This is a genomic window from Cereibacter changlensis JA139, assembly GCF_003034985.1.
GTDB lineage: Bacteria > Pseudomonadota > Alphaproteobacteria > Rhodobacterales > Rhodobacteraceae > Cereibacter > Cereibacter changlensis.
On the sequence record NZ_PZKG01000064.1, the window covers coordinates 1 to 23,400 of the forward strand.

General features: G+C 69.9%; 26 protein-coding genes and 1 riboswitch. Of the genes, 18 read left to right on the plus strand and 8 right to left on the minus strand.

What is annotated here, in order from left to right; translation table 11 throughout:
* Together C5F48_RS13745 and C5F48_RS13750 are read right to left on the minus strand one after the other, a co-directional pair.
* Window positions 1–256 (minus strand): FAD-binding oxidoreductase (locus tag C5F48_RS13745; protein WP_258186506.1); only part of this gene is annotated, 256 nt, incomplete at its 3' end.
* Window positions 253–1,488, minus strand: coding sequence for an aromatic ring-hydroxylating oxygenase subunit alpha (locus C5F48_RS13750; protein ID WP_107664476.1), 1,236 nt, complete (start codon window positions 1,486–1,488; stop codon window positions 253–255). The genes C5F48_RS13745 and C5F48_RS13750, both read right to left, overlap by 4 nt.
* Before the next feature lie 54 nt (window positions 1,489–1,542).
* Window positions 1,543–1,739, minus strand: a riboswitch (cobalamin riboswitch).
* A 311-nt stretch (window positions 1,740–2,050) separates the two neighbouring features.
* On the opposite strand from C5F48_RS13750, the gene C5F48_RS13755 reads away from it, so the two are divergent.
* From C5F48_RS13755 to C5F48_RS13775, 5 genes are all read left to right on the plus strand, one after another.
* The gene (locus C5F48_RS13755) at window positions 2,051–3,232 is read left to right on the plus strand and encodes an AI-2E family transporter (RefSeq protein WP_107664477.1); all 1,182 of its coding nucleotides are present in this window, start codon (window positions 2,051–2,053) and stop codon (window positions 3,230–3,232) included.
* Between the two features lie 94 nt (window positions 3,233–3,326).
* Window positions 3,327–4,328, plus strand: a complete 1,002-nt coding sequence (locus C5F48_RS13760) for an LLM class flavin-dependent oxidoreductase (protein WP_107664478.1) — start codon at window positions 3,327–3,329, stop codon at window positions 4,326–4,328.
* Between the two features lie 51 nt (window positions 4,329–4,379).
* Entirely contained in the window at window positions 4,380–5,066 is a 687-nt protein-coding gene (locus C5F48_RS13765; RefSeq protein WP_107664496.1) for a fumarylacetoacetate hydrolase family protein, read from the plus strand.
* Between the two features lie 135 nt (window positions 5,067–5,201).
* Window positions 5,202–6,737 carry an acyl--CoA ligase gene (locus C5F48_RS13770; protein WP_107664479.1) on the plus strand — a complete coding sequence of 512 codons (1,536 nt, stop codon included), beginning with the start codon at window positions 5,202–5,204 and terminating at the stop codon, window positions 6,735–6,737.
* Between the two features lies 1 nt (window position 6,738).
* Window positions 6,739–7,716, plus strand: coding sequence for a 2-dehydropantoate 2-reductase (locus C5F48_RS13775; RefSeq protein ID WP_107664480.1), 978 nt, complete (start codon window positions 6,739–6,741; stop codon window positions 7,714–7,716).
* Window positions 7,717–7,783: 67 nt separating this feature from the next.
* Here C5F48_RS13775 and C5F48_RS13780 read toward each other — a convergent pair whose 3' ends face one another.
* The 3 genes from C5F48_RS13780 to uraH form a co-directional block, all read right to left on the minus strand.
* Window positions 7,784–8,764 carry a light-harvesting protein gene (locus C5F48_RS13780; RefSeq protein ID WP_107664481.1) on the minus strand — a complete coding sequence of 327 codons (981 nt, stop codon included), beginning with the start codon at window positions 8,762–8,764 and terminating at the stop codon, window positions 7,784–7,786.
* Between the two features lie 12 nt (window positions 8,765–8,776).
* A complete protein-coding gene (locus tag C5F48_RS13785; protein ID WP_107664482.1) occupies window positions 8,777–8,932 on the minus strand; it encodes a light-harvesting protein in 156 nt (51 codons plus the stop codon).
* A 275-nt stretch (window positions 8,933–9,207) separates the two neighbouring features.
* A complete protein-coding gene (gene uraH, locus C5F48_RS13790; RefSeq protein WP_107664497.1) occupies window positions 9,208–9,561 on the minus strand; it encodes a hydroxyisourate hydrolase in 354 nt (117 codons plus the stop codon).
* Window positions 9,562–9,678: 117 nt separating this feature from the next.
* Between uraH and puuE the strand changes: the two genes are divergently transcribed.
* The 3 genes from puuE to C5F48_RS13805 all read left to right on the plus strand — a co-directional run bounded on the left by puuE (window position 9,679) and on the right by C5F48_RS13805 (window position 12,495).
* Window positions 9,679–11,091 carry an allantoinase PuuE gene (puuE, locus tag C5F48_RS13795; protein WP_107664483.1) on the plus strand — a complete coding sequence of 471 codons (1,413 nt, stop codon included), beginning with the start codon at window positions 9,679–9,681 and terminating at the stop codon, window positions 11,089–11,091.
* A complete protein-coding gene (locus tag C5F48_RS13800) occupies window positions 11,088–11,930 on the plus strand; it encodes a bifunctional allantoicase/(S)-ureidoglycine aminohydrolase (RefSeq protein WP_107664484.1) in 843 nt (280 codons plus the stop codon). The genes puuE and C5F48_RS13800 overlap by 4 nt, the downstream gene beginning before the upstream one ends.
* Window positions 11,931–12,012: 82 nt before the next feature.
* Complete coding sequence (locus tag C5F48_RS13805) at window positions 12,013–12,495, plus strand: ureidoglycolate lyase (RefSeq protein ID WP_107664485.1); 483 nt, start codon at window positions 12,013–12,015, stop codon at window positions 12,493–12,495.
* Between the two features lie 8 nt (window positions 12,496–12,503).
* Here C5F48_RS13805 and C5F48_RS13810 read toward each other — a convergent pair whose 3' ends face one another.
* Both C5F48_RS13810 and C5F48_RS13815 read right to left on the minus strand, forming a co-directional pair.
* Entirely contained in the window at window positions 12,504–12,884 is a 381-nt protein-coding gene (locus tag C5F48_RS13810; RefSeq protein WP_107664486.1) for a VOC family protein, read from the minus strand.
* Window positions 12,885–13,130: 246 nt separating this feature from the next.
* Window positions 13,131–14,123 (minus strand): type I glyceraldehyde-3-phosphate dehydrogenase, encoded by a 993-nt coding sequence (locus tag C5F48_RS13815; RefSeq protein ID WP_107664487.1) that lies wholly within the window; start codon window positions 14,121–14,123, stop codon window positions 13,131–13,133.
* A 191-nt stretch (window positions 14,124–14,314) separates the two neighbouring features.
* On the opposite strand from C5F48_RS13815, the gene C5F48_RS13820 reads away from it, so the two are divergent.
* The 9 genes from C5F48_RS13820 to C5F48_RS13855 all read left to right on the plus strand — a co-directional run bounded on the left by C5F48_RS13820 (window position 14,315) and on the right by C5F48_RS13855 (window position 21,384).
* Entirely contained in the window at window positions 14,315–15,142 is an 828-nt protein-coding gene (locus C5F48_RS13820) for an IclR family transcriptional regulator (RefSeq protein ID WP_107664488.1), read from the plus strand.
* A 166-nt stretch (window positions 15,143–15,308) separates the two neighbouring features.
* Window positions 15,309–15,440 carry a hypothetical protein gene (locus tag C5F48_RS26055; RefSeq protein ID WP_258186507.1) on the plus strand — a complete coding sequence of 44 codons (132 nt, stop codon included), beginning with the start codon at window positions 15,309–15,311 and terminating at the stop codon, window positions 15,438–15,440.
* 23 nt (window positions 15,441–15,463) lie between these two features.
* Window positions 15,464–15,598: a hemin uptake protein HemP gene (gene hemP, locus C5F48_RS13825; RefSeq protein WP_245941443.1), complete on the plus strand. Its 135-nt coding sequence runs from the start codon at window positions 15,464–15,466 to the stop codon at window positions 15,596–15,598.
* A gap of 77 nt (window positions 15,599–15,675) precedes the next feature.
* Window positions 15,676–16,941, plus strand: a complete 1,266-nt coding sequence (locus tag C5F48_RS13830) for an imelysin family protein (RefSeq protein WP_107664490.1) — start codon at window positions 15,676–15,678, stop codon at window positions 16,939–16,941.
* A gap of 51 nt (window positions 16,942–16,992) precedes the next feature.
* Window positions 16,993–17,289, plus strand: a complete 297-nt coding sequence (locus C5F48_RS13835) for a (2Fe-2S)-binding protein (protein WP_107664498.1) — start codon at window positions 16,993–16,995, stop codon at window positions 17,287–17,289.
* On the plus strand, window positions 17,237–17,722 hold the full coding sequence (bfr, locus tag C5F48_RS13840; protein WP_107664491.1) for a bacterioferritin: 486 nt from the start codon (window positions 17,237–17,239) through the stop codon (window positions 17,720–17,722). The genes C5F48_RS13835 and bfr overlap by 53 nt, the downstream gene beginning before the upstream one ends.
* An 83-nt stretch (window positions 17,723–17,805) precedes the next feature.
* Entirely contained in the window at window positions 17,806–19,335 is a 1,530-nt protein-coding gene (locus C5F48_RS13845; RefSeq protein ID WP_107664492.1) for a di-heme oxidoreductase family protein, read from the plus strand.
* Window positions 19,335–20,312, plus strand: a complete 978-nt coding sequence (locus tag C5F48_RS13850; protein ID WP_107664493.1) for an imelysin family protein — start codon at window positions 19,335–19,337, stop codon at window positions 20,310–20,312. The genes C5F48_RS13845 and C5F48_RS13850 overlap by 1 nt, the downstream gene beginning before the upstream one ends.
* Before the next feature lies 1 nt (window position 20,313).
* A complete protein-coding gene (locus C5F48_RS13855; protein WP_107664494.1) occupies window positions 20,314–21,384 on the plus strand; it encodes a DUF1513 domain-containing protein in 1,071 nt (356 codons plus the stop codon).
* Here C5F48_RS13855 and C5F48_RS13860 read toward each other — a convergent pair.
* Window positions 21,363–21,857 (minus strand): gluconokinase, encoded by a 495-nt coding sequence (locus C5F48_RS13860; protein ID WP_245941438.1) that lies wholly within the window; start codon window positions 21,855–21,857, stop codon window positions 21,363–21,365. The genes C5F48_RS13855 and C5F48_RS13860 overlap by 22 nt on opposite strands.
* A gap of 85 nt (window positions 21,858–21,942) precedes the next feature.
* Between C5F48_RS13860 and gnd the strand changes: the two genes are divergently transcribed.
* Complete coding sequence (gene gnd / locus C5F48_RS13865) at window positions 21,943–23,328, plus strand: NADP-dependent phosphogluconate dehydrogenase (RefSeq protein ID WP_107664495.1); 1,386 nt, start codon at window positions 21,943–21,945, stop codon at window positions 23,326–23,328.
* The last annotated feature ends 72 nt before the right edge of the window (window positions 23,329–23,400 follow it).

Consider the following 23,400-nt stretch of genomic DNA (forward strand, 5'->3'; position numbering starts at 1 on the left):
GCTGCGCCTTCACCGTCACCGAGATCGACAGCGGCCGCGACGGGCTGGAGGAGATCGTGTAGGTCCGCCAGACCGACCCGCCGGGCACCGGCAGCTCCAGCGTCAGGAACTGGCCCGGCAGATAGTCGAACCAGGCGCCCGAAGGCGCGCGGAAGGCGAAGGTCGCCACATTGGGCGCCTCCGGCACGACCATCACGCATTCCAGCGGCTCCGAATCCTTCCAGGCCGCGGTGCGGGAGAGGCTCGCCGCGCTCATTCCGCGGCCATCGCGGTGCGGGGCGCGAGGCGCTCGGTCATGGTCTCGGCATACCAGTCGATGAACTGGATCACCCCGTCCTCATGCATCGAGGAATAGGGGCCGGGCTCGTAGGCCGGCGAGTTGATCCCGGCCTGGTTCTCCTCGACCACGCGGCGGTCCTCGTCATTGGTGGCCAGCCAGACCTCGGTCAGCCGCTTGATGTCGTAATCCACGCCCTCGACCGCATCCTTGTGCACGATCCACTTGGTCGTGACCTCGGTGGTGGTCGGCGTCAGCGGCAGCACGCGGAAGACGATGGCGTGATCGCCGAGGAAGTGGTTCCAGCTGTTGGGATAGTGGAAGAACAGAAGGCTCCCGGCATCGAAGAACGGCATGGTCCCCAGCGGCTTGGCGCAGGCCCGCTTGGTGTCCATCGTGTAGCTCTCGGCGTTGTTCAGCAGAGGCACGCGGGCCAGACGCCATTGCGAGGTCGGGTGGATCAGGAATTGCGACGGCAGCCCCGCCGCCTCGCAACGCTCCCAGTGCCGCGTCACCTCGGTCTCCGACCCACTGTCGTTCGGCGCGGTGATCACCGGCTTGTCCGAGAAGGTCCGGCACAGCGAGGGATGGTTGCCGCCGCAGTGATAGCACTCGCGGTTGTTCTCGATCACCAGCTTCCAGTTGCCGTTCTCGACGATGGTCGAGGAGTGCACCACCTTTGCGTCGTTCAGCATGTGCGGCGCCAGATAGCGCTCCAGCTCCGCCCCCAGCCCGTCGAACTCCGGCGCGGCCTCGGCCAGCGAGATGAACACGATCCCACCCGCCACGCGGCAATGCACCGGCTTCAGCCCGTGCTTTGCCGGATCGAAATCGGCATCCATGTCGCGGGCATAGAGCAGCCGCCCGTCCAGCTCGTAGGTCCACTGGTGATAGGGGCAGACCAGCTTCGGGCTCGAGCCCTTCATCACCGAGCAGAGCCGCTGGCCGCGGTGGCGGCAGACGTTGTGGAAGGCGCGCACCTGCCCGTCGGCGCCGCGCACGATCACCACCGGATAGGCGCCGACCTGCAGCGTCACGAAATTGCCGGTCTTCGGGATCTCGCAGGCCGGGATCGCCAGCAGCCAGTCGCGGTACCACAGCATCCGCAGATCGGCGTCGAACACGCCCGGATCGGTATAGAGCGGCTGCTCCAGCGCATGTTTCGGTTTGCGGGATGTCAGAAGCCTCAGCGCTTCGTGGTCTGCCAGCATGGTCTGCCTCTCCGGTGGTCGCGCCCCGCGACGAGAATGGGTGTGCGGAAAGCCCGCGGGTGACGTGCGAAGGCTGGTTTCCGGGCTTGCAGAGCGGCTTCCGCCCGGCGCGACACCTTCCCGGAGCATGCTCCAGTGGCCTCCCATCGCGCCGCACTCTCTGTCACCGTTGCGGGGGCAGCGCCGGCCTTGCACCGGCTTCCCAATTCTCCGCCCCGTCTCCGATGCGGCACCTTGCCCGCGAACCATAGGGCAGAGCTTTCGCCGCCCGCTGCCGGAACTCGACATTTCTGTGACGAATTCTGACATCCGTCGCGCGGGCAGGCAGGGCGCGCGGCGCGGGACGGTTTTTTGCGCCGCCCATGACCCGCGCGGGTCGACAGGGCGTCGGGCGATGCCTAGGCTCCCGGCGGCTCCCCGACACGGAATTTTGCGGGCGGGGCGCGGTTGGGCGGTGGTGCATCGCCCGGGCAAGTGCTTATCTAGGCAATGTCGGGCCAACCGCCCGGATCAGACGGAAGAGATCGCCAGACATGACCGAGACAGCGCGGGGCCCCCAGACATGACGGACCCGAATCGACCCCCGGCCGCCGATCCCGGCCGCGCCGCCATCGCGCGCAACAGCCGGCGTCCGCTGATCACCGACATCTCCGCCGCACGCTGGCTCCTGCTGCTGGTTCTGGCCGCCTCGGTCTATTTCTTCCACGGCTTCATCGTGCCGGTCTTGGCGGCGCTGGTCATCGCCTTCGCCAGCTGGCCGGTGCTGCAATGGCTGGAGCGGCGGCTGCACATCAGCCGGATGACGGCCGGCGCGCTTCTGGTGCTGCTGATCGTCGCCTTCATCGTCATCCCGGTGATGATGGCGCTGGTCTATGCCTTCGGCGAGCTGCAGGTCTGGATCAGCTGGGCGGTGAACACCAACAGCACCGGCGCCCCACCGCCGCACTGGCTGGAGGAGCTGCCGCAGGCCGGCAACTGGCTGGCGCTGCAATGGCGCGAATACATCGGCCGCCCCGGCGCCATCAGCGAGCTGGTGCAGGTGGTCAGCGGGGCCAATATCGGCTCGATATACCGCGGTATCCTCACCGCCAGCACGCTGGCCTTCCATCTGGCGCTGACGCTGCTCTTCATGCTGATCGCGCTCTTCATCTTCTACCGCGACGGCGAGCGCATCGCCGGGCAGATCGACCGCGTCGGCGCCCGCATCCTGCCGGAACGCTGGGACCGGCTGTCGCGCGTGGTGCCGGCCACCATCTCCTCCACCGTCACCGGCATGACGCTGATCGCCATCGGCGAGGGCGTGATCCTCGGCGTCGCCTACTGGATCGCCGGCATGTCCTCGCCGGTCACGCTGGGCGTCATCACCGGCTTCATGGCGCTGATCCCCGGCGGCGCGCCCCTGTGCTTCACGCTGGTGTCGATCTACCTCGCCGCCAGCGGCTCGCCCTTCGCCGGGCTGGCGCTCTTCGTCTGGGGCACGGTCGAGCTCTTCGTCGTCGACAAGACCATCCGGCCGCTGCTGGTCGGCGGGCCGGTGAAGCTGCCCTTCCTGCCCACCTTCTTCGGCCTCGTCGGCGGGGTGAAGACCATGGGCATCGTCGGGCTCTTCGTCGGGCCGGTGCTGATGGCGCTCTTGGTGGCGATGTGGCGCGAATGGCAGCGCGAGATCGACATCGTCGAGCAGATGAAGCAGGGCCTGCCGCCGCCGCCCTCGCGGCCGCTGCGCCGGGAAAAGCCGGTCTGACACAACCCCCGCCCCGGCGCGACCGCCGTCGGGGCTTTTCTTTGGCCGCCGCAACCCCATATCGGGGGGCCAAGGCAAAGGCCCGGAGCACCCCATGATCCCCTATTCCGTCCTCGATCTCTCCCCCGTCCCCGAGGGCTCCAGCACCGCCGAGGCGCTGCAGAACACCGTCGAGCTGGCCCGCCACGCCGAGGCGCTCGGCTATCACCGTTTCTGGCTGGCCGAACATCACAGCATGGCCGGCATCGCCAGCGCCGCCACCGCCGTGGTCATCGGTCAGGTCGCAGCCCATACCTCGACGATCCGCGTCGGCTCGGGCGGCATCATGCTGCCGAACCACGCGCCGCTGATGGTGGCCGAGGCCTTCGGCACGCTGGCCACCATGTTCCCCGACCGGATCGACCTCGGCCTCGGCCGCGCCCCCGGCACCGATGGGCGCACCGCGCAGGCGCTGCGGCGCAACATGGACAATGCCGACAACTTCCCCGGCGACGTGATGGAGCTTCAGCATTACCTCGGCGACCCGGTCCCCGGCGCGCAGGTTATCGCCGTGCCCGGCATCGGCACCCACGTCCCGATCTGGATCCTCGGCTCCAGCCTCTACGGCGCGCAGCTCGCCGCCCATCTTGGCCTGCCCTATGCCTTCGCCTCACATTTCGCGCCGCAGGCCCTGACGCAGGCGATCCGGGTCTACCGCGAGACCTTCCGGCCTTCCGCCCAGCTGGCGAAACCGCGTTTCATGCTGGCGGTGAACGTCTTCGCCGGCGAGACCGACGCCGAGGGCTATTACCTCAAGACCTCGATGCAGCAGGCCTTCGCCAATCTGCGCACCGGCAATCCCGGCAAGCTGCCCCGCCCGGTGGAGGATCTCTCCACCGTCATCGACCCGGCGATGCAGCACATGGTCGAGCAGGCGCTGCATGTCTCGGCCACCGGCGGCCCCGACACCGTGCGGCAGGAGCTGCGGGCGCTGATCGCCCGGCACAAGCCGGACGAGCTGATCCTGACCGGGCAGATCCACGATGCGAAAGCGCGGATGCGGTCCTTCGAGATCGCCGCCGAGGCGCTGCGCGAGGTGGCGCAGGCGGCGGAATGACTTGACGCCCCCGGCAGAATGCGCAGCTTGGACGGCGAAAAGGAGATCTTGATGACCACCTATGTCTTCCCGCCGTCCGACATTCCCAGCCTGCCGATCGAGGGCTCGGGCCAGCGTTTCCCGGTGCGCCGGGTCTATTGCATCGGCCGCAACTACGCCGCCCATGCCATCGAGATGGGCGGCGACCCCACGCGCGAACAGCCGTTCTTCTTCCAGAAGAACCCCGACAATCTCGACGCCAGCGGCGAGTTCCCCTACCCCGACCACTGCAACGACCTGCACCACGAGATCGAGATGGTGGTGGCGCTGCACTCCGGCGGCCGCAACATCCCGGTGGACCGCGCGCTGGAACATGTCTGGGGCTATGGCGTCGGGCTCGACATGACCCGGCGCGACCTGCAGGACGTGGCCAAGAAGGCCGGTCGCCCGTGGGAGATCGCCAAGGCCTTCGAACGCTCCGCCCCCGTCGGCCCGCTGCAGCCGGTGACCGAGGTCGGCCACCCCGACGCCGGCCGCATCGAGCTGACGGTGAACGGCGAGGTGCGGCAGACCGGCGACCTGAACCAGCTGATCTGGAAGGTGCCGGAGATGATCTCCTATCTCTCCGACTATTTCGAACTGGCGGCGGGCGATGTCATCATGACCGGCACCCCCTCCGGCGTCGGCCCGGTGCAGCGCGGCGACGTGATGGAAGCCTCGGTCCAGGGGCTGGGCAGCCTGACCGTCACCGTGGTCTGAGCCGCTGCGCCCACCGGCCGGACCTTCGGGGGAAGGTCCGGCCGCTCTCCCCCCTTCATCCCGCTTGACCCCGCGGCCTTTGCGGCGCGTCATGAGGCGATCCGCAGTCGCGCCGCCGTTCCGAGGAATCCCCCGATGTCCGCCACGATCTCCGACCTCTTCGCCTTCCACCGCAACGACGGCCTCGCCATCGGCGCGCCGGACCGGCCCTGGCTCACCTATGCCGGGCTGCGCGATCTGGTGAGCCACACGGTCACGGCGCTGCACGCGGCGGGCATCGGGCGCGGCGACCGGGTGGCGATCGTGCTGCCGAACGGGCCGGAAATGGCGGCGGCCTTCGTCGCCGTGTCGCAGGCCGCGGTCACAGCACCCCTGAATCCGGGCTACCGGCAGGAGGAATTCGCCTTCTACCTGTCCGACCTGAAAGCCAAGGCCATCGTGCTGGCCGAAGGCTACGACGGCCCGGCGCATGACGCGGCCGAGGCGGCGGGGCTCGCCATCCTGCGGCTCGGCCATGACGCGCGCGACCCGGCGGGCAGCTTCTCGCTACGGGCCGAAAGCATCGCGCCGGGCGAGCCCGACCGCGACACCGCCCGCCCGCGCGACGTGGCGCTGATCCTGCACACCTCGGGCACCACCTCGCGGCCCAAGATCGTGCCGCTGCTGCACGGCAACGTCTCGGCCTCGGCGCATCACATCGCGCAGTCGCTGGCGCTGACGCCGCATGACCGCTGCCTGAACATGATGCCGCTGTTCCACATCCACGGCCTCGTCGCCGCCGTCACGGCGAGCCTCGCCGCAGGCGCCTCGGTCTGGTGCGCGCCGGGCTTCGACGCGCTGCGCTTCTTCGGCTGGATGGAGACCGCGCATCCCACCTGGTATACCGCCGTGCCGACCATGCATCAGGCGATCCTCGGCCGCGCCGCCCGCAACCAGCCGGTGATCGACGCCGTGCCGCTGCGCTTCCTGCGCTCCTCCTCCGCCTCGCTGCCGGCGCAGGTGATGCTGGAGCTGGCCCGCACCTTCAGCGCCCCGGTGATCGAGGCCTATGGCATGACCGAAGCCGCGCATCAGATGGCCTCGAACCCGCTGCCGCCGCGCAGGCAGAAACCGGGCTCGGTCGGCGTCGCCGCGGGCCCGCTCCTGCGCATCGCGCATGAGACCGAGAACCGCCTGCTCGACGAGGGGATCGGCGAGGTGGTGATCTCCGGCCCCAATGTCACGCCCGGCTACGAGGGCAACCCCGAGGCCAACGCCCGCAGCTTCTTCGAGGCCGGGGGCCACCGCTGGTTCCGCACCGGCGATCAGGGCGCGCTCGATGCCGAGGGCTATCTCGGCCTCACCGGGCGGCTGAAGGAGATCATCAACCGCGGCGGCGAGAAGGTCTCGCCGCTGGAGGTGGACGGCATCCTGATGGACCATCCCGCCGTGCAGCAGGTCGTCACCTTCGCCATGCCGCATGCCAAGCTGGGCGAGGAAGTCGCCGCCGCCGTGGTGCTGCGCGAGGGGATGCAGGCCGACGAGGCCGCCATCCGCGCCTTCTGCGCCGAGCGTCTGGCCGATTTCAAGGTGCCGCGCCGGGTGATCCTGCTAGAGGAGATCCCCAAGGGCGCCACCGGCAAGCTGCAGCGCATCGGGCTGGCGGAAAAGCTCGGTCTCGGGGCGGCCTGACATGCGGATCTGCATCTTCGGCGCCGGCGCCATCGGCGGCTACATGGGCGCGAAACTGGCACAGGCGGGGGCCGAGGTCAGCCTCGTCGCCCGCGGCCCGCATCTGGCGGCGATGCAGACGCGCGGCCTCACGCTGATCGAGGAAGGCCGAACGACCACCGTCCCGGTCCGCGCCTCGGGCGATCCGGCGGAACTCGGGCCGCAGGATTACGTCATCCTGACGCTGAAGGCCCATTCGGTGCCGCCCGTGGTGCCGCAGATCCTGCCGCTGCTCGGCCCGGGCAGCACGCTGGTCAGCGGCGTCAACGGCTTGCCCTGGTGGTATTTCCACAAGGCGGGCGGCCAGCTGGAGGGCGCCCGCCTCGCCTCGGTCGATCCGGGCGGGGTGCAATGGGACGGCTTCGGCCCCGACCGGGTGCTCGGCTGCGTGGTCTATCCCGCGGCGGAAGTCTCCGAACCCGGCACCATCCGCCACATCGAGGGCAACCGCTTCTCGCTCGGCGAACCCTCGGGCGAGAAATCCGCCCGCGCCGTCGCCCTGTCGGAGGCGCTGGCGGCGGCGGGGCTGAAGGCGCCGGTCCGGCCGCGCCTGCGCGACGAGATCTGGGTGAAGCTCTGGGGCAACCTGTCGTTCAACCCGATCTCGGCGCTGACCCATGCCACGCTCGACCTCCTCTGCACCGACCCCGGCACCCGCGGCGTCGCCCGGGCGATGATGCTGGAAGCCCAAGCCATCGCCGAGACGCTGGGGGTGAAATTTCCCATCGACGTCGAGCGGCGGATCGACGGCGGCGCGGCGGTGGGGGCGCACCGCACCTCGATGCTGCAGGATCTGGAGGCGGGCCGCCCGATGGAAATCGAGGCGCTGGTCGGCTCGGTGGCCGAACTCGGCCGGCTGGTCGGTCTGCCGACCCCGACCATCGACACGGTGCTGGCGCTGGTGCGGCTCAGGGCAAAGGTGGCGGAAGCCGCGCGCTGACGGCAGGTCTCCGATGTGAAAAGGCCACCCCGCGCGGGGTGGCCTTCCTTGGGCCTCTTGTCGGGCCTTATTCGGCTGCCGGACCGGCGACCGGAGTGCCGGTGGCCGGATCGAGGTAGCTCACGACCGGCATGCCATTGGCGTCGGTCATGTTCACCAGGTAGTAGGCGTCGTCGACGCGCGACACCGACAGGACGGTGTAGCCCAGCGTGTTCAGCTGGGTCGCGAGATCCAGCAGCGGCATCCAGGTGACCGGAGCGGCTTCCACCACGGCCTCGGCGGCGGGAGCCGCCTCGACAGCGGCAACCTCGGCGACGGGCGCTTCCTCGACCACGGCCTCGGGAGCGGCGGCAGCCTCGACCGGAGCCGCCTCGACCGGCGCGGCTTCGGCGACAGCAGCCTCAGCGGGAGCGGCTTCAGCGGCAGCGGCCTCGACCGGGGCGGCTTCAACCGGAGCGGCTTCGGCGAGCGGAGCCTCGGCGGCGGCGGCGGCCTCCACCGCCTCGGGGGCGGGGGCCTCGACAGCGGCGACCTCTTCCACCGGAGCGGCCTCGGCGGCGGGCGCTTCGGCCGCGACCTCCTCGACCGGGGCGGCTTCGGCAGCCGGCGCCTCTACCACGGCTTCCGGAGCGGGCTCGGCAGCCGGCTCCTCGACAGCGGCAGCCTCTTCGACCGGGGCAGCCTCAACCGCCGGGGCCTCAACCGCCGCCACTTCTTCCACCGGCGCAGCCTCGGCCGCCGGAGCCTCGACAGCCGCCGCGTCCACCGCCGGCGCCTCGACGGCGGCGGCATCCGCCACCGGCTCGGCCGGCACGGCGGCTTCGGTCACCACGGCTTCAGGCGCGGGGGCCTCAGCCGCGGGCGCCGGAGCCGCCACGACCAGCGGGGCGGGGGCCGCATTGGCGGCGCCCTCGTAGTAATCCGCCAGCCAGGGCGTCTGGGTCACGATGGCGTAATGCACCGCGAAGGAGCTGACGGCGACAGTGCCCAGCAGCAGCGGCACGCCGAGGCTCGGGTTGACGACGAGCCAGATCTTCGAATTGTTCATGGTCTCTCTCCCTCAGCCAAGCCACGGGGTTGCGGCGGCCGCCAGAAAATGCGCCAGCAGCGCGATGCCGCCGAAGACGCGGGTGCCGAGCACGAGCTGCGTCTGCACCTCTTCCGCCTCGGCCATGGTCAGGCCCGTGGGCCACACTTTTTTCGGATCATCGGTCAACTTGGTACTCCCCGAATGGTTATCGACTGGCGTGCAGGGCCCGCACGCTGAACGGTTGCAGATCCCGGTGGCTTTGCGTCTCCGCCAGCCGCCGCCCGGTGCCCCTACCGAAAAGCTCCGAGGAAGAAGCTGTAACGATTCACGTACATTCGCAATGTCAACTTGACGAGACACGCTGCGACCAATTGGGGCGCCCCGGTCCCCGCCCAGCCGCACCCGCGCCGCGCGGGCGCAAGCCCGGCGGTCAAATCCTTGATCGGGAAAGGAAAACCGGCCTAGCTGCCGCGATAGGTCGAATAGGCGAAGGGCGACAGCAGCAGCGGCACATGGTAATGCGCCGCCGCATCCGCCACGCCGAAACGGATCGGGATCTCGTCGAGGAACAAGGGCCCCGCCTCCGCCTGCCCGCTGGCCCGCAGATAGTCCCCGGCAAAGAACACCAGCTCGTAAACCCCCGCCACCAGCGCCTCGCCCGCCAGCATCGGCGCATCGGTGCGGCCATCGGCATTGGTCACCGTCTCGCCGACCGGCTCCCGCCCCGCCTCCGAAAGCCGGTAGAGCGCGATCCTCACCCCCGCGGCGGGCAGGCCCCGCGCGGTATCCAGCACATGCGTCGTCAGCCGTCCCATCGTCATCTCCTCGCGTTCCGGCCGAGAATGCCGCATCTCCGCCGCCGACGCCACAGGGGGACTTGCAGCCGGCCGCATTCGCGGCTTTCCTGCCGCCTCAGGACGATGGAGACGACAATGCCCCGATACCCCCGCGACATGCGCGGCCACGGCCCCACCCCGCCCGATGCGCAATGGCCGGGCGGCGCGAAGATCGCCGTGTCCATCGTGCTGAACTACGAGGAAGGCGGCGAGAACAACATCCTGCACGGCGACGGCCAGTCCGAGGCCTTCCTCTCCGACATCGCCGGGGCGGCGCAATGGCCGGGGCAGCGGCACTGGAACATGGAGTCGATCTACGAATACGGCGCCCGCGCCGGGTTCTGGCGGCTGCACCGCCTCTTCACCGGCCTCGACATCCCGGTGACGGTCTATGGCGTCGCCACCGCCCTCGCCCGCTCGCCCGAGCAGGTCGCGGCGATGCAGGCGGCCGGCTGGGAGATCGCCTCGCACGGGCTGAAATGGGTCGAGCACCGCGACATGCCCGAGGAGGAGGAGCGCCGCCAGATCGCCGAGGCCATCCGGCTGCACACCGAGGTCACCGGCCAGCGCCCGACCGGCTGGTACACCGGGCGCTGCTCGGTCAACACGGTGCGGCTGACCGCCGAGCAGGGCTTCGACTGGATCTCCGACACCTATGACGACGACCTGCCCTACTGGATCGAGGCGGGAGAGCGCGACCAGCTGGTGATCCCCTACACGCTGGAAGCCAATGACATGCGCTTCGCCACCGCGCCCGGCTACATCACCGGCGAGCAGTTCTTCCAGTATCTCAAGGACAGTTTCGACACGCTCTATGCCGAGGGCGAGGCGGGCGCGGCCAGGATGTTCTCGATCGGGCTGCACTGCAGGCTGATCGGCCGGCCGGGCAAGATCGCCGGGCTGAAGCGCTTCCTCGACTATGCGCGCGGCCATGAGGGCGTCTGGTTCCCGCGCCGGCTCGACATCGCCCGGCACTGGGCCGCGACCCATCCGCCCCGCCGCTTCGAGCGCCCGAGCCGGATGACCCGCGACAGCTTCATCGCGGCCTTCGGCGGCATCTTCGAACATTCGCCCTGGATCGCCGACCGCGCCTTCGACCTCGAACTCGGCCCGGCGCATGATTGCGCCACGGGCTTGCACAACGCGCTGGCCCGGGTGTTCCGCTCGGCCATGCCGGCCGAGCGGCTGGGCGTGCTGCAGGCCCACCCCGACCTCGCCGGCAAGCTGGCCGCCGCCGCCCGGCTGACGCCGGAATCGACGCAGGAACAGCAGAGCGCCGGGCTCGACGCGCTGACCGACGCCGAGCGCGAGACCTTCCAGGCGCTGAACGACGACTACACCCGCAAGCACGGCTTCCCCTTCATCATCGCGGTGCGCGACCATACCAAGGCCGGGATCCTGCATGCCTTCCAGACCCGGCTCGCCAATGACAGCGAGACCGAGTTCCAGACCGCCTGCGCCCAGGTGGAACGCATCGCCGCGCTGCGGCTTCAGGACATGCTGAAATGACCGACTATTACGCGCCGCGCGGCGGCCTGCCGCCCCAGACCCAGCTGATGACCGGCCGCGCCGTCTTCACCGAAAGCTACGCCTTCCTGCCGAAGGGCGTCTTCTCCGACATCGTGACCTCGGCCCTGCCCGGCTGGAGCCACACGCGGCTCTGGCTGATCGCCCGGCCGATGTCGGGCTTTTCCGAGACCTTCAGCCAATATGTGATGGAAGTCGCTCCGGGCGGCGGATCGGACGCGCCCGATCCCGAAAGCGGCGCGGAATCGGTGATCTTCCTCACCCATGGCGAGATCTGGCTGTCGCTCGACGGGCAGGAGCATGACCTCGGACCCGGCGGCTATGCCTATATTCCGGCGGGCTGCCGCTGGCGGCTGAAGAACGCCAAGCACGAGCCCGCGCGCTTCCACTGGGTCCGCAAGCTCTACGAACCCGCCGCGGGCATCGCCCCGCCTGCGCCCTTCGTCACCAACGAACGCGAGATCAAGCCGATCGCCATGCCCGACACCGAGGGCAAATGGGCCACCACCCGCTTCGTCGATCCGGGCGATGTGGCGCATGACATGCATGTCAACATCGTCACCTTCCAGCCGGGCGGGCTGATCCCCTTCGAGGAGACGCATGTGATGGAGCACGGCCTCTACGTGCTGGAGGGCAAGGCGGTCTACAAGCTGAACCGCGACTGGGTCGAGGTGGAGGCGGGCGATTTCATGTGGCTGCGCGCCTATTGCCCGCAGGCCTGCTACGCCGCCGGCCCCGGCCCGTTCCGCTACCTGCTCTACAAGGACGTGAACCGCCACGCCAAACTGCGCGGCCCCGGCGCCTTCGGCCCCCCGGCCTGACCCCCTTCATTTTCTGTCCTTAAATATCCTCGGGGGGTCCGGGGGGCAGACAGCCCCCTGGCCTCCGCCACCGGAGACCGGCATGCAATTCCTCTCCCCCCAACCGCTCACCGCGCTGGCTTTCGCCCCCTTCGGCGACGTCCTCGACGCCAGCGGCGCGCCGGACCGGCTGATCAATCAGGGCCTCTGCGGCCGGCACCACGACCGGGCCAAGCTCGACTTCGGCCCCGAGGGCCGGGCCGGGATCTCGATCTTCAAGGCCGAACCGCGCCGCCTGCCCTATCTGCTGGAGATGGTCGAGCGGCATCCCGAGGGCTCGCAGGCCTTCCTGCCGATGACCGAACACCCGTTCCTCGTCATCGTCGCCCCCGACGAGGGCGGCGTTCCGGGAATGCCGCTCGCCTTCCTCACGGCGCCGGGACAGGGCGTCAACCTGCATCGCGGCACATGGCACGGGGTGCTGACGCCGTTGCAGGCGCCCGGGCTCTTCGCCGTGGTCGACCGGATCGGACCGACGCCGAACCTCGAGGAACACTGGTTCCCCGAGCCGTTCAGCATCGGCTGAGCCGCGGCCTATTCCGGCGCGTGGCAGACCGCTTCGATCCGGTAACCATCCGGGTCCACCACGAAGGCGGCGTAGTAGTTCGGATGGTATTCCGGGCGCAGCGCCGGTTCGCCATCGTCGCGCCCGCCGCAGCGCAGGGCGGCGGCGTGGAAGGCGTCGACCGCGGTGCGGGTCGGGGCGGTGAAGGCGACATGGGCCTGCGCCACCGGCTCCTCGTAATCCGGCGCCGGAACGAGGCCGATGCTGAAGTCGTCGCGCCCCTCCTTGGCCCAGCGGGCGAAGGTCTCGCCGCGCGCCTTGGCGGCGATGCCGAGCCGCGCGAGGGCGGCGTCGTAGAAGGCCCGCGACCGTTTCATGTCAGTCACACCGAGCGAGTAATTGTTGAGCATGTGAAACTCTCCCCAGAGCTAACGACGGCTACAACTGCGAATTGTACTTCTTGTTCCGGGAATCTCGCGGAATATTTCCGTAGCTGTAACGGGGCGTTACGCGTTTTCCCGCGGCAGGTTCCGCGACTCACCCTGCGACCTGCCGCCGCAGGCCGGGACGCAGCTCCGCACCTCCCGCGCCCCGGGGTTAAGAAACCCTGAATGAATTTTCAGAAATCACGGAAAATCAGCGGCTTGAGCCGATTTTCACGCGTGAAACGCCCCCATCCGCGCCGCGACATCCAGCATCCGGTTGGAAAAGCCCCATTCGTTGTCATACCAGCCGAACACCCGCAGCATGCCCCCGGCGGTGACCCGGGTCTCCGGCAGGGCCATGACGATGCTCTCCGGCCGCGCCCGCAGGTCCGACGAGACCAGCGCCCGCTCCGTCACCCCGATCACCCCGCCCGCCGCCGCCAGCGCCGCATTCACCTCCCCCGCCGTCACCGACCGGGCCGTCATCACCGCCAGATCGACCGCCGAGACGCTCGCCACCGGCACCCGCACCGCCGACCCCTCGATCCGCCCGGCGATCCCGGGCAGCACCAGATCCAAGAGCCGCTGCGCCGAGGTTGTGGTCGGCACCATCGACAGCGCCGCCGCCCGGCTGCGGGCGAAATCGGCGGCGGGGGCGTCCACCGTCGGCTGGCTGCCGGTATAGCAATGGATCGTGGTCATCGACCCGGTGACGACGCCCCACTCCCGCTCGATCAGCGCCGCCAGCGGCGCCAGCGCGTTGGTGGTGCAGGAAGCGTTGGAAACGATCCGCTGCCCCCTGAGCCCCGCCTCGTTCGCCCCCAGAACCACGGTGAACTCCGCCGCCCGAGACGGCCCCGAGACCAGCACCCGCCCCGCCCCCGCCGCCAGCCCGCGCCCGGCGATCTCGGGCAGGTCGGCGCGGCCGGTGCATTCCATCACCACGTCCACCCCGGAGAGATCCAGCACCGACAGATCCGGCGCGCGGTGCAGCGGAATGCTGACCCCGTCCACCACCAGCGCCCCCTCTTCCAGCGCCACCGTGCCGGGCCAAACTCCGAAGACCGAGTCGAACTCGAAGAGATAGGCGCACATCTCGGCCGCGGCGATGTCGTTGATCCCGACGATCTGCAGCGGCCCTGCGGCGCCCTTCTGCCGCGCCAAAGCGTGGGCGCGCAGGACCGAGCGGCCGATCCGTCCGAAACCGTTGATGAAAACCCGCATCTGCCGCCTCCGATCTTCAACCCTTTCAGATCATGAAGCCGGGGCGGGTTCAACATGCCGCGACGGCAGGCGGAGGAGAGATTTCCCGCCGTCCGGCCGGGGTGCGACGCGATGAAGCTTGCTTTTTTGCCGCCATGCTTTTTCATCAGTCGAAACGGTTTTTCTGAGATTCCGAGTGCAAGGAGCTGCCGATGGCCGATGCCGCCGCCGTGATCCGCCGCCAGCGCGGTCGCCCGAAAGCCGCCGAGGACAAGACCGAACAGAACACGGTACAGTCGCTGGACCGCGCCATCGGGCTGTTGAAACTGCTCGCCGAAGCCCCCGGCATGACCCTGTCCGAACTGGCCGCGGCCAGCGATCAGGCGGCGGCCACCGTCTATCGCGCGCTGGTCACGCTGCAGGGCCATGGCATCGTCGAGATCGAGGAGCCGGGGCAGCTCTGGCATGTCGGGCCCGGGGCCTTCCGCATCGGCTCGGCCTTCCTGCGCCGCTCGGACGTGGCGGAGCGGGCGCGCGGGCCGATGGCCGAGCTGATGCAGGCGACCGGCGAGACCGTGGCCTTGGCAGTCGAGACCGAGGCTGGCGTGCTCTATGTCGCGCAGGTCGAGACCCGGCAGCCGATCCGCGCCTTCTTCCCGCCGGGCGCGCAGGGCCCGCTGCACGCCTCGGCCGCCGGCAAGGCGCTGCTGGCCTGGAGCGACGAGGACCGGGTGCGCGAGCGGCTGGCGCAGCTGGGCCAGCCGAAGTTCACCTCGCTGACCATCACCTCGGAGTCCACCCTGCTGCGCGAGCTGTCGCGCAGCCGCGACAAGGGCTTCGCGGTGGAGGATCAGGAGGGGGCCGAGGGCATGCGCGGCGTGGCGGCGCCGATCTTCGACAGCGCCGGCGCGCCCGTGGCGGCGCTGTCGGTCTCGGGTCCGGCCTTCCGGCTGAGCCTGACCGATCTCACCCGCTTCGGCCAGGCGGTGCGCGCGGCTGCCGACAGGGTGACGGCGGCGACCGGCGGCGCCGTCCGCTGACAGGCCCGGAAGGGGCATAGGCAGGGCGGGTCCGGCGCGGGCCCGCCCTTCTGCATTCCGACAGAAAGAATCAGGCTTTACAAGTCCGACTGTTTAAGTCACCTTTACCCCATCCAAGCCAACCCGAGAGGTCAGCCCGGAGCCCTGATGGAAACCGGAGGCCCGCATGACAAGCGCCAGACCCTTGCCCGAACCTGAAACCAGCTTCACCGAATTGCTGCGCCAGGCGCTCGAAGGTTTCCTGCCTTCGGCTCCCGGCCTTCACATGATCTTCGACCGGATGGAGCGCACGGCATGAACGCGATGACCGATATCACCGACATGATCGAAACCGGAATCCCGGTGCATGACGCCACCCGCCTGACCGAGGGCGGCTGTCAGGCCCGGATCGTGCTGAACGGGCAGGTCTACAGCCTGCGCATCACGCGGGCCGGCAAGCTGATCCTGACCAAGTAAGCCCCGGGGCGCCCATCGGGCGCCCTGTCTCGTAACCAGCCAAGGGCTTCGCCCCGCCAACCCTTTCGTGAGTCGCCATGAAGAACCGCCTGCTCGCCTCGCTTCTCTCCGCCACGGCGCTCTGCGCCCAGCCGCTGCTGGCGGCCGAACCCGCCGAAGTGGTTGGCACCTATGCCGATATCGCCGCCGCGACCTATGCCGACAGCCTGAGCACGGCGAAGGCGCTGCAAAGCGCGGTCGACATGCTGATCGCCATGCCGGGCGAGGACACGCTGCAGGCGGCCAAGACCGCTTGGCTGGCGGCGCGGGTGCCCTACCAGCAGTCCGAGGTGTTCCGCTTCGGCAACCCGATCGTCGATGACTGGGAAGGCAAGGTGAACGCCTGGCCGCTGGACGAGGGGCTGATCGACTATGTCGATGCGAGCTATGGCGGCGCGACCGAAGAGAACGAGTTCGCCGCGCTGAACGTGGTGGCGACGCCGAAATTCACCCTCTCGGGCAGCGAGATCGACGCGACCGAGATCACCCCCGCGCTGATCGGCGAGACGCTGCACGAGGCCGACGGCATCGAGAGCAACGTGGCCTCCGGCTATCACGCGGTGGAATTCATGCTCTGGGGGCAGGATCTGAACGGCACCGGCCCGGGCGCGGGCGCGCGGCCTTACACCGATTACCTGACGGGCGACGGCTGCACCAACGGCCACTGTGACCGCCGGGCGGCCTATCTGAAGGCCGCGACCGATCTGCTGGTGAGCGACCTCGACTACATGGCCAAGGCCTGGGCCGAGGGCGGCGAGGCGCGGGCGGCGGTGACCGCCGATCCGGCGGCGGGACTTTCGGCGATGCTGACCGGGATGGGCAGCCTCTCCTACGGCGAGCAGGCGGGCGAGCGGATGAAGCTGGGCCTGATGCTGAACGATCCGGAAGAGGAGCATGACTGCTTCTCGGACAACACGCACAACAGCCATTACTACGATGGCCTCGGCGTTCAGAACGTCTATCTCGGCAGCTACACCCGCCCGGATGGCAGCGTGGTCTCCGGCCCGTCGCTGTCGGAGCTGGTCGCGGCCAAGGACGCCACGCTGGACGAGACGCTGAAGGCCGAGCTTGCGGCGAGCGTCGAAGCGCTGGGGGCGATCAAGGCCAAGGCCGAGAGCGGCACCGCCTACGACCAGATGCTGGCGGCCGGCAATGCCGAGGGCGAAGCGCTGATCATGGGCGCGGTCGACGCGCTGGTGACGCAGACCGCCTCGATCGAGCGGGCGGTGACGGCGCTCGGCCTGAACGGCATCGCCTTCGAGGGCTCGGACAGCCTCGACAACCCCAACGCCGTCTTCCAGTGACCCTGCCGCGGAGGCGCCCCGCGCCTCCGCCCTCCCAAGCCGGACATAGCCATGATCGTCTGTCATTGCATGAACATAACCGATCGCGACATCCGCGCCGCCGTGGACTGGATGCGCGCCTCGGACGCCGCCACCATCATCACGCCGGGCAAGGTTTACCACGCGCTCGGCAAGCGCGCCGAATGCGGCGGCTGCATGCCGCTTTTGCTTGACACCATGCGCCGTTGCGACAGTTTCGAAGTACCCATGAACCTGCGCGGCCTCCGTCGCGCGCCACTCACAGGAAACGAGACATATGCAGGGCGACGCCAAGGTCATCGAATATCTCAACGCGGCACTGAGGTCTGAACTCACCGCCGTCAGCCAGTACTGGCTGCACTACCGGCTGCAGGAGGATTGGGGCTTTGGCCGGCTCGCCGACAAGTCGCGCGCCGAGAGCATCGAGGAGATGCACCACGCCGACAAGCTGATCGCCCGGATCATCTTTCTCGAAGGCCACCCGAACCTGCAGCGCCTCGACTCGCTGCGCATCGGTCAGACCATCAAGGAAACGCTGGAGGCCGATCTCGCCGCCGAGCATGACGCGCGCAAGCTCTACATCGAAGCGCGGGAACATTGCGACAGCGTGGGCGACTACGTGTCGAAGAACCTGTTCGACGCGCTCTTGACCGACGAGGAAGGCCATATCGACTTCCTCGAGACCCAGCTGCACCTCTTCGAGAAGCTTGGCGAAGAGCGTTACGGCCTGCTGAACGCCAAGCCGGCGGATCAGGCCGAGTAATCCGCAGCGGCAAATCGTCGCGCCATTTTCCGATTGAATGACTCGGAAAATGGCGCGACATCTGCGGCGAAAGGACCCGTTCCATGCCGTCTTTGCCGCCCCCCTGCCTTGCCCCCCTGCTGATCGCCTTATTGGCGACCTCGCCTGCCGTCGCGCAGATCCTCGACCCGCCGGAGCTGGCCGTCGTGCCGCGCACCGCCGCCGAGACCGCGCGGATCGCCGCGATCACCGCGCCGCCGACCGATTTCACCAAGCCCGAAGCCTTCGAGGCGCTGCCCGGCGGCGCCGCGAGCGTGCGCGCCCGGACGACGGCCGACGCCTTTTCGCAGAGCTCGGGCAACATGCCCTTCGAGCGCGAGATGGATTTCAAGCTCGGCAACGGGCTGTTCCGCAAGCTCTGGGTCGCCGCGCCCTCGTCGACGCTGGCCTCGGACGGGTTGGGGCCGCTCTACAATGCGCGGGGCTGCCAGAACTGCCATGTGAAGGACGGGCGCGGCCATGCGCCGGAGGGGCCGGAGGATGCGGCGGTGTCGCTGTTCCTGCGGCTCTCGGTGCCGGGGGGCGTCGCGCCGGAGGGGATCGAGGGCTACCTGACCTCGCTGCCGGAGCCGACCTATGGCGGCCAGCTGCAGGATTTCGCCGTGCCCGGCCATGCCGCCGAAGGGCGGATGACGATCAGCTATGTCGAACAGCCGGTGACGCTGGCCGATGGCACGGTGGTCTCGCTGCGCGCGCCCGCCTATGGCGTGGCGGATCTCGGCTATGGCCCGCTCGCGCCCGATACGATGCTGTCGCCGCGGCTGACGCCGCAGATGATCGGGCTGGGGCTGTTGGAGGCGATCCCGGCGGCGGACATCCTCGCGCTGGCCGACCCGGAAGATGCCAATGGCGACGGTATCTCGGGCAGGCCGAACATCGTCTGGTCGGTGGAGCGCAACGCGCCGATGCTGGGCCGCTTCGGGCTCAAGGCGGGGGCGCCGACGATCAAGCAGCAGTCGGCGGCGGCCTTTGCCGGTGACATGGGCATTTCCAACCCGCTGTTCCCGGCGCATTCCGGTGAATGCACCGAGGCGCAGACCGCCTGCCTCGCCGCGCCGACCGGGGCAGAGCCCGGAGTGCGCGATGGGCTGGAGGTCGATGCAGCGGGGCTCGATCTGGTGGCCTTCTACGCCCGCAACCTTGCGGTGCCGGAGCGGCGCGGGCTGGACGATCCGCAGGTGCTGCGCGGCAAGCAGCTGTTCCACGACAGCGGCTGCGCCGCCTGCCACCGCCCGAAATTCGTGACGCACCGGCTGGAGGGCCAGCCGGAGCAGAGCTTCCAGCTGATCTGGCCGCATACCGACATGCTGTTGCACGACATGGGCGAAGGGCTGGCCGACAACCGCCCCGAGGCGCGGGCCGACGGGCGCGAGTGGCGCACGCCGCCGCTCTGGGGCATCGGGCTGACCGAACAGGTCAGCGGCCACAGCCACTTCCTGCACGACGGCCGGGCGCGCACCCTGCTGGAAGCCGTGCTCTGGCATGGCGGCGAGGCGGAGGCGGCGCGGCAGCGCGTCATCTCGCTGCCGAAACCTGACCGCGACGCGCTGATCGCCTATCTGGAGAGCCTGTGATGCTGACCCTGCTCCGTGCCGCCGCCGCGCTGGCGCTGCTCGCCCTGCCCGCCCGCGCCGATGTGGCCACGGCGGTGGAGCAGGTGATCCTGCCCGGCTACGCGGGCTTCACCGAGGCGGCCCGGGCGCTGGAAACCGCCGCGGAGGCCGACTGCCGCCCGGAGGCGCTGCGCCCGGCCTATCACGCCGCCTTCGACGCCTGGATGGCGGTCAGCCACCTGCGCTTCGGGCCCGCCGAAGAGGGCGGCCGCAGCCTCGCCATCGCCTTCTGGCCCGACCCCAAGGGCAGCGGCGCGAAAACCATGGCGCGGATGATCGCCGCCGAGGACCCGGCGGTGGAGGATCCGGCGGCTTTTGCCGAGGTTTCCATCGCTGCGCGCGGGCTCTTCGCGCTGGAGCGGCTGCTGTATGACCCGGCGCTGACCGGCGACTATGCCTGCGCGCTGACCCGCGCCACCGCCACCGACCTTGCGCGGCTGGCGGCCGAGATCGAGGCGGGCTGGGCGGAGTTCGCGCCGCTGCTGCTGACGGCGGGGCAGCCCGGGAATGCGCGCTTCCTGACGGAGACCGAGGCGCGGCAGGCGCTGTTCACGCAACTGATGGCCGGGCTCGAGTTCACCGCCGATCAGCGGCTCGCGCGGCCCTTGGGCACTTTCGACCGCCCCCGCCCCGAACGCGCCGAGGCGCGGCTGTCGGAGCGGTCGCTGCGCAACGTGCAACTGTCGCTGGCGGCGCTGGAGCGGCTGGCGCGGGCGCTGGCCCCTGACAGCCCGCAGACCGAGGCGGGTTTTGAGGCCGCCGGGCGGCTGGCGGCGGAGCTTGACGATCCGGCGCTGGCCCGGGTGGGCGATGTGCAGGGGCGGCTGAAGGTGGAGATCCTGCAGCAGCGCATCCATGCCCTGCGCGACACGGTGACGACCGACGTGGGCGCCGCGCTCGGGGTGTCGACCGGGTTCAACGCAGCGGATGGAGATTGAGATGGCGACGCGCCGACATGTGCTTGCCGGGCTTCTGGCCTCGTCCCTGCCCCGGCTCAGCTGGGCCGATGCCGGCAGCCCGACCTTCGTCGCCGCCGCAAGGGATGCGACCAACGCCTTCGCGCTGCACGGGCTGAGCGCCGAGGGCGCGCCGCTCTTCGCCATTCCGCTGCCCGCGCGCGGCCATGCCGCCGCCGCCCATCCGTTGCGCCCCGAGGTGGTGGCCTTCGCCCGCCGCCCCGGCGCCTATGCGCTGGTGATCGGTTGCGCCTCGGGCACGGTGCTGGCACGGCTGACCCCGCCGGAGGGGCGGCAGTTCAACGGCCATGGCGCCTTCTCGCAGGATGGCAGTCGGCTCTATACCTCCGAGGTGGTGGCCGAGACCAGCGAGGGGCGGGTCGGGCTCTGGGACACGCGGGGCTATCTGCGGATCGGCGAATTCGCCTCGGGCGGAATCGGCCCGCATGAGTTGCGGCGGCTGCCGGGCAGCGAGCTTCTGGTGGTGGCGAATGGCGGGATCAGGACCGACCCCGAGGACCGCAGCAAGCTGAACCTCGACGCGATGCGCCCGAACCTGAGCTACCTCGCGCCGGAGGGCGAGCTGCTGGAGCAGGTCGAGCTTGAGCCGGAGTATGCGCAGAACTCCATCCGGCATCTGGCCCTGGCCGAGGATGGCACGGTGGCCTTCGCGATGCAGTGGGAGGGCGACCCCGCCGATCCCGTGCCGCTGCTGGGCCTGCACCGGCGCGGCAGTCCGGCGCGGCTCTGCCCGCCGGCCGAGACCGAGGCCTATGCGATGAAGGGCTATGCCGGCTCGATCGCCATCGACGCGGCGGGCGAGCGGCTGGCGCTGACCTCTCCCCGGGGCAGCGTGGTGCAGCTCTTCGCGGGCGACGGCACGCCGCTGGCCACCCATCCGCGGCAGGATGCCTGCGGCGTCGCGGCGGCGGCGGGCGGCGGCTTCATCGTCACCGATGGCGGCGGCGCGGTGAGCCATCTGACCGATGCCGGGATGCGGCCGCTGCAGACCACCGCCGCGGCCTGGGACAATCACCTCGTCCGCATCGCCTGAAGCCCGCGGAGGATGTCGCTGACCACCGCTTCGACCGGCTGGTCTATATCCACCGTCACCGCGGCCTCGTCGGGCCCCGGCGGCTCCAGCGCGGCAAACTGGCTGTCGAGCAGCGAGGCAGGCATGAAATGCCCCTCGCGCGCCCGCATCCGCGCGGCAATCACCCGCCGGCTGCCGGAGAGATGCACGAAGATCACCTCGCCCGCCGCGTCGCGGATGCGGTCGCGGTAGACGCGCTTCAGCGCCGAGCAGCCGAGGATCAGCGCCTCTTCCGCCGCCAGCGCCTGCCCGACCCGCGCGAGCCAGGGCCAGCGGTCCTCATCGGTGAGCGGCTCGCCCCGCGCCATCCTGGCGATGTTGCCGGGCGGATGCAGGTCGTCGCCGTCGCGATAGGCGATGCCGATCCGCGCCGCCAGCGCCTGTCCGACGCTGGTCTTGCCGCTGCCTGCCACCCCCATCAACACCAAGCGCATCGCCATCCTCCGTGTTGCGCCTGTAGCCGCGGCGCAGGAGCGGTTTATATACGGGGGGACGGCACGGAAATGAAGGAGCGGCACAGTGAGCGCAGAGATCGGCCTGATCGGCCTTGGAACCATGGGTGCGTCGCTGGCGCTGAACATCGCCGAGAAGGGCTTCGACATCGCCGTCTGGAACCGCACGACCGAGGTGACGCGGGAGTTCCATGCCGGGGCGGGCGAGCTGGCCGCGCGGATCACCCCGACCGAGACGCTGGAGGATCTGGTGCAGGCCATCGCCCGACCGCGGGCCATCATCCTCATGGTGCCCGCCGGGCCGGTGGTCGACGACCAGATCGCGGCGCTGCGGCCGCTGCTCGACGAAGGCGACCTGATCATCGACGCGGGCAACGCGAATTTTCATGACACCGAGCGCCGCGCCAAGGCGGGCGGCTTCATGGGCATCGGCATTTCGGGTGGCGAGGAGGGCGCGCGGCACGGGCCCTCGATCATGGGCGGCGGCGCCTCGGCCGACTGGGACCGCGTCGCCCCGGTGCTGACGGCCATCGCGGCTTCAGCCGAGGGTCAGCCCTGCGCCACATGGATGGGCGCCGGCGGGGCGGGGCATTTCGTCAAGGCGGTGCACAACGGCATCGAATATGCCGACATGCAGATGATCGCCGAGATCTACGGCGTGATGCGCGACGGGCTCGGGATGAGTGCCGCGCAGATCGCCGAGGCTTTCCGGCAGTGGAACCGCGGCCCGCTGCAATCCTACCTGATCGAGATCGCGGGCGAGGTCGCGGCGGCGGTCGATGCCGATGGCGCACCGATGCTCGACGTGATCCTCGACAAGGCCGGGCAGAAGGGCACCGGGCGCTGGACCGCGATCGAAGCGCAGCATCTGGCGGCGCCGATCCCGGTGATCGAGGCGGCGGTGATGGCGCGCAACGTCTCGGCCCGGCTGGAGGAGCGCCGCGCCGGCGAGGCGCTGTTCGGCTGCGCCCCGCGCCGCCTGCCCGGCTCGCTGAGCCTCGAGGGGCTGGAGCGGGCGCTGATCGCCGGCAAGATCCTCTGCTACGCGCAGGGCTTCGCAATGATGACCGAGGCCTCCGCCCAGTTCGGCTGGGACCTGCCGATGCCCGAGATCGCCAAGGTCTGGCGCGCGGGCTGCATCATCCGCTCGACCATGCTCAACGACATGGCGACGGCGCTGCAGGAAGACCCAGGCCGCAACCTGATGCTGGCGCCCCTGTTCATCGACCGGCTCTGCGGCACGCAGGGCGATTTGCGCGAGACCGTGGCCGAATGCGCCCGGAGCGGCCTGCCGCTGCCCGCGCTGTCGGCCGGGCTCGCCTGGTTCGACATGATGCGCACCGCGCGCTCGACCGCCAACATGATCCAGGCTCAGCGGGATTTCTTCGGCGCGCACGGCTTCGAGCGGCTCGACGGGGCGCCCGGCAAGCATGGGCCCTGGGCGCATGGCTGACGGCGGAACGGGGACCAGCCCCTGCCCGGCCACGTCCGGGCGCTCTTCACCGAAATCCTCCACTGGAGGATT